Here is a 4261-nt window from a genome sequence, read left to right as displayed (position 1 = left end):
CTTGCGGTGGAAATTAGCAGCATTCCGCATTCTGTCAAGGCGCGCAGCAGTAAAAAGTGCTACTGAGCGCTGTAACCCGCATATTTTGAGGTCAATCGTTGAGAACAGGATGAGTGCAGAACAGCAATTAGTCGATACCCGCTGGATGCGTCTGGCGCTGGATATGGCGGTGCAAGCGGTGGCAGCGGGGGAGGTGCCGGTTGGTGCGGTGCTGGTGAACTCTGCCGGAGAATATCTGGCAGGGGCGCATAACGCCCCCATTGCAACGCATGATCCCAGCGCTCACGCCGAAATGCGGGTGTTGCGTGCTGCTGGCCTGCAGATGGAGAATTATCGCCTGACGGGGTCCACGCTCTATGTGACCCTGGAGCCTTGTATCATGTGTGCCGGGGCCATGCTCCATGCCCGGGTTGACCGGGTGGTGTACGGGGCGGCGGACCCCAAGGCCGGCGCGGTGGAAAGTCTTTATCAGCTGTTTGATGATCCGCGTTTCAATCATCGGATTCAGGTGGAGGCCGGGTTGCTGGCCGAGGAGTCGGCGAAGCTGCTGCGCGATTTTTTTCGGGCGCGGCGTGCCCGCCCAAGCGAGGAAACATGAAGCATCTCAGTACCGAATGGAAAATCACTGCGGGCGGGCGAAGGTTGCATGAGCTGACCGAAGCCCTGCAAGCCTGGTTGCAGGCGGTCGGAGCCCGGGAAGGGCTGGTCAATCTGTTCGTGCCCCATACTTCGGCGAGCCTGATCCTTCAGGAAAATGCCGATCCGGATGTGCAGCACGATATTCTCGACTATTTTGCCCGTCTGGTGCCCGATGATGACCCGCATTTCCGCCACCGCAATGAAGGGCCTGACGATATGTCCGCGCATTTGCGCTGTGTCCTGACCCAGAATAGTCTGGTGATACCGGTCAGGGAAGGGCGTGCCGCCCTGGGTGTCTGGCAGGGTGTGTTTTTGTTTGAGCATCGTACTCGCCCTCTCAGCAGGCAGATTTTGCTCAGTTTTCAGGGCATGACAAGAACGTGACAGGAGAAAAGTGAATGTCCAGCTTTACGGAGCGGTATCGGGGAATGCTCTGGGGAATCAAGGAGTGGTCGCGTTGGGATACTTTCGTGGAAACCCTCAGTGCTCATGCGGATGATGGTTGGTATGTGTATTTTGTGGGTGTGGATTATCCGCATGCGCCTCTCAAAGCCGCACTTTTTCGTCAGCGCCTGGAGGCTATCAGTGCTCTCCTGCATCAGGACCATCGCGAAAAATATCTGGGGATCGTGTATGTGGATGATTTTGACAATCCCCAGCTGATCAAGATTTATGATCCCAACAATCTGGGTGCATCTTGTGGCAGTAGTGGCAAACTGGTGCCTCCGGGCTGGATTTTATCGCGTATGGCACCGGATGATCTGGGTGACTTTATTGTTCCCGAAGGGCGTAAACGCTGGTGGCGGGAGCTGCCGCAAAGCTGAGCGCATTGCCATGACGCGTTAGCCTTTTGTACTCTGTATAAATTCCAAGCCGAGGAGAACCCATGGAAGCAGACCTGAAACCCCTGGAATTTGAGGGCATTCGCCGATTACTGGAAAAATTGTGCGCAACGCCCTTTGGTGCCGATGCGGCCCGTAATCTGGGGCCAGCACCCACAGTGGGCGTGGCTCGGCAGTTGCAGGATGCGATTAGTGCTGCACGCCTGGGTCTGGAATCCGGGGAGGGTCCGGTACTGCCGGAATTGCCCGATGTGCGTGCTGCCATCCGCCAGGTGTCCAGTCCGGGGGCGGCTTTGGCAGGCACGGCATTTCGTAATCTGGCCCTGGTGTTGCGCGTGGGCAAGGAGTTACGGCCTTTTGTTGAAAAGCGCCCCGGACTTTTGCCCACCGGGGCGGCGCGTCTGGATGCGGCTGCTGACCTCCTGCCCAAAATCGACGCGGTGTTGATGCCCAATGGCAGTGTGCGCGAAGACGGTAACGCCCAGCTCCGGCAATTACATGCGGAGCTGAAAGCCGAGCGTGAGCAGATTCAAAAGACCATGCAGTCCCACCTGTCAGCACCGGGAGCCAAGCTGCATTGGTCTGGTCAGCGCGCCTGTGTTCATCTGCCCGATGGCGCTACCGATCAGATTCGCGGCGTGCGCCGGGGAACCGGACCCGGTGGTCACGGCTATCTGGTTGAGCCCATGGAGCTGGTGGCGAGCAATAACCGTCTGGAGAAAATTGCGGGCAGTATCGAGCAGGAAAATCAGGCGATTCTGCGTGCGCTGAGTGATGAGGGGCGGGACCGTCTGGTCGGCTTGCAACATCTGGTGGAGTCACTAACCTGGCTGGATCTGGCCATTGCCGGAGCGCAGTTATCCATTCATCTAAACGCCAAGGCGGCTGAAATGGTGGATGCGCCCGTTTTGACGCTGGAAGAAGCCTATCATCCGCAACTGATTCTTGCTTACGCCGAAAAGCGCGGCCCCCAACCTAAGCCCTTGTCGGTGCAGATCAATGCGGATTGCCCGATTCTGGTGGTGACCGGGCCCAATACCGGCGGCAAGAGTGTTTCCCTGAAAACCGTCGGGCTGTTGACGGTGATGGCCCACTGCGGGCTGCACATTCCGGTCGGTGGAAGGGCGGTTGTCGGGAATTTCACCCGGATTTTTGTGGACATGGGCGACCCGCAAAGTGTGGCCTTTGAGCTTTCCACCTATTCCGGACATGTGGAAGTGCTCAAACGGCTCCTTGCCGATGCCGATGACCATACCCTGATCCTGTTGGATGAATTGGGTACCGGGACTGATCCGGAAGAAGGTGCGGCTCTGGCCATGGCGGTGCTCGATCACCTGGCGGAGCGTGGGGTGCGGGGTATGGTGACCACCCATCTTACTCCTCTCAAATCTTTTGCGGATCAGCACGGATCCCTGCGCAATGCGTCCATGCGCTTTGATCATGAGCGTCTGGAACCGACTTACGAACTGGAAATTGGTGTGCCCGGGCGCTCTCTGGGGCTGGTGATCGCCGCCCAGCGCGGCCTGCCCGACAATCTGGTCAGCAAGGCCCGCCATTATCTCGAAACGTTGCATCAACATTCCTGATGGCTGGCTATAGATGCCGGACCAAGTACGCCAAGGCTTTTTTATTTGACCTGTCCTGGAAAACTGTCTAGTTTTTTGCGCTGATACTTTATTCCCTGAGGAGTATGACGATGACTTCCCCGACCAGCACCCCTGAGCGCCTGGACGCGCAATCGCAATCTGACACCCTGAGCGGTGCCGAAATTGTGGTGCATGCCCTGCGTGACGAAGGTGTGGAATTTGTATTTGGTTATCCCGGTGGCGCGGTACTTTACATATATGATGCGTTGGACAAGCAGGAAGCGGTGCAGCACATCCTGGTCCGGCATGAGCAGGCGGCGGTGCATGCCGCCGATGCTTACTCCCGGGTGACCGGCAAGGTCGGTGTGGCTCTGGTGACCAGTGGCCCCGGAGCGACCAACGCTGTCACCGGCATTGCCACGGCCTATATGGATTCCGTACCCCTGGTGGTGATCAGCGGGCAGGTGCCCGTCGCCCTGATTGGGAATGACGCCTTTCAGGAAGTGGATACGGTGGGTATTACCCGTCCCTGCACCAAGCACAATTTTCTGGTCAAGGATGTCAAGGATCTGGCCAGTACCCTGAAAGCCGCTTTTTATCTGGCGGCAACCGGCCGGCCCGGCCCGGTGCTGGTGGATATCCCCAAGGATGTGACCGCCCATCAGTGTGCCTATCACTATCCTGACAAGATTTCCCTGCGGTCCTACAAGCCGACGGTCAAAGGCCATCCGGGACAGGTGCGCAAGGCCATGCAGTTGATTGCCAGCGCCCAGCGGCCCATGTTTTACACGGGTGGTGGTGTGGTCCTGGGTAACGCGTCGGAAGAACTGCGCAAGCTGGTTCGCGCCCTGAATGTGCCGATTACGCACACCCTCATGGGCCTGGGCGCCTACCCGGCGACGGATCCCCAGTTTGTGGGCATGTTGGGTATGCATGGAACCTATGAAGCCAACATGGCGGTGCAGCACTGTGATGTGCTGGTGGCTCTGGGCGCACGCTTTGATGACCGGGTTACCGGGAATCTCGCCAAGTTCGCTCCTCATGCCAAAATTGTCCATGTGGACGTGGACCCTTCTTCCATATCCAAAAATGTCCGGGTGGATGTGCCTATTGTCGGCGATTTGCAGCAGGTGCTGACGGAAATGAACCAGGTCCTGGGTGAATTGGATTCACTCAATGACCGTCATGCCATGC

5 protein-coding genes are annotated in these 4261 nt (G+C 57.9%); all 5 read left to right on the top strand.

All coding sequences use genetic code 11. The features are described from left to right. Window positions 1-109: 109 nt before the first annotated feature. The gene (gene tadA, locus AC2VNK_RS02405) at window positions 110-598 is read left to right on the top strand and encodes a tRNA adenosine(34) deaminase TadA (RefSeq protein ID WP_486881980.1); all 489 of its coding nucleotides are present in this window, start codon (window positions 110-112) and stop codon (window positions 596-598) included. Then, complete coding sequence (locus tag AC2VNK_RS02400; RefSeq protein WP_486882675.1) at window positions 595-1023, top strand: secondary thiamine-phosphate synthase enzyme YjbQ; 429 nt, start codon at window positions 595-597, stop codon at window positions 1021-1023. Before tadA ends, AC2VNK_RS02400 begins: the two co-directional genes overlap by 4 nt. A 14-nt stretch (window positions 1024-1037) precedes the next feature. Beyond that, window positions 1038-1463, top strand: a complete 426-nt coding sequence (locus tag AC2VNK_RS02395; RefSeq protein ID WP_486881982.1) for a hypothetical protein — start codon at window positions 1038-1040, stop codon at window positions 1461-1463. A 62-nt stretch (window positions 1464-1525) separates the two neighbouring features. Continuing rightward, window positions 1526-3067 (top strand): endonuclease MutS2, encoded by a 1542-nt coding sequence (locus tag AC2VNK_RS02390; RefSeq protein ID WP_486882674.1) that lies wholly within the window; start codon window positions 1526-1528, stop codon window positions 3065-3067. A gap of 110 nt (window positions 3068-3177) precedes the next feature. Then, the coding region (gene ilvB, locus AC2VNK_RS02385; RefSeq protein ID WP_486882673.1) for a biosynthetic-type acetolactate synthase large subunit at window positions 3178-4261 on the top strand (1084 nt) is incomplete at its 3' end.

Source organism: Acidithiobacillus sp. TH-A35 (assembly GCF_057473505.1).
Note: the sequence above shows the minus strand (reverse complement) of the source record. Positions and strands in the feature narration are given on the sequence as shown.